This is a genomic window from Flavobacterium sp., from assembly GCF_043778725.1.
Taxonomy (GTDB): Bacteria; Bacteroidota; Bacteroidia; order Flavobacteriales; family Flavobacteriaceae; genus Flavobacterium.
This window is the reverse complement of sequence record NZ_JAYWFT010000064.1, coordinates 1-2136: the sequence shown is the minus strand read 5'-3', so window position 1 is coordinate 2136 and position 2136 is coordinate 1. Positions and strand designations below refer to the sequence as shown.

The 2136-nt window shown below is 29.6% G+C and carries 3 protein-coding genes; all 3 read left to right on the top strand.

Features of this window, described 5'->3' with window-relative positions:
* On the top strand, positions 1–344 hold a 344-nt coding region (locus ACH2CG_RS05380; RefSeq protein WP_395062966.1), incomplete at its 5' end, for a hypothetical protein.
* 83 nt (positions 345–427) lie between these two features.
* Entirely contained in the window at positions 428–1483 is a 1056-nt protein-coding gene (locus ACH2CG_RS05375; RefSeq protein ID WP_395062964.1) for a glycosyltransferase, read from the top strand.
* Between the two features lie 126 nt (positions 1484–1609).
* The coding region (locus ACH2CG_RS05370) for an asparagine synthetase B family protein (protein WP_395062962.1) at positions 1610–2136 on the top strand (527 nt) is incomplete at its 3' end.

Genomic DNA, 2136 nt, shown 5'->3' with positions numbered 1-2136 from the left:
GCGTAGGACCTAATACCATAAATATCCCTTCTTCTGAGTATATGTCGGAATTTGAAAAAACAGAATATAATGGAAGGATAGACAGTGTTCCATCAAATTTCATTATAAATATTATATCAAGAAGTGGGATAATTGGTATATTACTTCATATTTTTGCTTATTTTTATATTCAAAAAAAATTAAAAAAATATTCAAATCCTGTACTTTCAAATTATTTTTTCTTAGTATTTATCTATACTGTTTTTTACAATAATATATTTTTCTATGCAGCAGTTGGAATAATTATGGGAATTTATTTTTCGGAAAAAAATCAAAAACAAGCACAACATTCTACTCAAATTTAGTTCTATTTAGTGGAAACTTAAACTCTAGTCCAAAATATATAAATAAAATATTTTATATATCAACATTAATTTTTTTTTATCAAATGATAATAATCGAAGCATTAAATATAAACAGTGGAGGAGGAGCAATCTTACTAAATTATTTTATAAGAATATTAATTTATAAAAAAATTGCTTTTTTTGCTTTGCTCGACAAAAGATGGGGACACCAAATCAGCGAACTCAACGATAGCAATTCAATTGCCTACGAAAATGCTGTAATAAATAGGCGAAAGATAATTACTCGATTTATCAATAGACAAGAAAATATTGTCTCCTTATTTTGCTTTGGCAACTATCCTGCTGGTTTTAGTATAAAAAAAAAAATAAGAGTGGTTACATTTTTTCAAAATTATCATCTCTTAGAAGGAAAATCGCTTGTTGGAATTAAGCTAAAATTGAGTTATTTTTTGAGAAGATTGTACCTGCGATCAAATCGGAATAGTACAGATTACTACATCTTTCAATCATGTTTGGTTTTAGACAAATTCAAACAGGTTTATAATCCGAATGAACATGTTATTCTTAAAGAAATGCTCTTTTTTGACGACAAAGAAGTTGCTGAGATTAAAAATAAGTTTAATCTTAAAGTAAAAAACAAGTTTATTTACCCAAGCCTTCCTCATGGTCACAAGAATCTTGAAAGATTGCTAGATACTTGGGAGCGGCTTCTTCAACAGAATAAAACACCTCAACTTTTCCTTACCATTCCTGATAGTGATTTTCAAAACTTACATAAAAGAATAGCTGAATTAAATTTAAAAGGCGCAAGAATAACCAATTTAGGTCTTTTATCCCATGAAGCCTTACTCACAGAAGTTAGTACCTCGGAGTTCTGCATTTATCCATCATTATTAGAAACTGTCGGTCTTGGTCTTATAGAAGCAGCAATGTTGGATACCAAAGTAATTGCGGCAGATTTACCATATACACACAGTATCGTAAAACCAAGTCTTGTATTTGACCCATATTCAGTACAGAGCATGGTCATTGCTGTAAATAAAGCAATTTCAGAACCCAATTTACTTAATCAGACTACCCTTAAAGTGAAAAATAGTATTGAGGATTTACTAATTTTATTAACAACCTCTAACGCTTAATTTTTAAATCTCTACCCTTAAATTTTAAAAAAAATTGCCAGTACAAATATTTTAGACCTTTTAGTGAAATAGAATTACAAAAAAATTGTTATATTACTTTAGTCTAAAATAAATCACTAAAACGTTATGTGCGGAATAGTCGGAATAATTAACACAAATGCTAAAAGTTTGATAGTTCCTATGAACAATCAAATAAAGCACCGTGGACCAGATAAAAGTGAAACGTACACTTTTGATAATCTGGGCTTAGGACATCAACGGCTTTCTATACTAGACCTCGCTCCTACAGGAGATCAGCCAATGTTTTCACATGATAAGCGATATGTAATTATATTTAATGGAGAAATATACAATCACTTAGAGATAAGAGAACCAATCAAAAACAAATATCCATTCAAATCATCAGGAGATACAGAAACCATTTTATATGCTTTTATAGAATATGGTGTTGCGCTTTTTAGTAAGCTAAATGGGATATTTGCTTTTTCGATATTTGACCATGAAACCAAAGAACTAATTGTCGTAAGAGATCATTTTGGCATAAAACCACTTTATTATTACCTCAAAAAAGATGTGTTTATGTTTGGCTCTGAGATAAAATCATTTTTACCTTATCCTGCTTTTGAAAAAACCTTGGATTATGAGGCGTTGGT

Excerpts from the sequence above, each read along its gene's own strand:
- ACH2CG_RS05375 (WP_395062964.1), top strand. The coding sequence starts at position 428 with ATGATAATAATCGAAGCATTAAATATAAACAGTGGAGGAGGAGCAATC.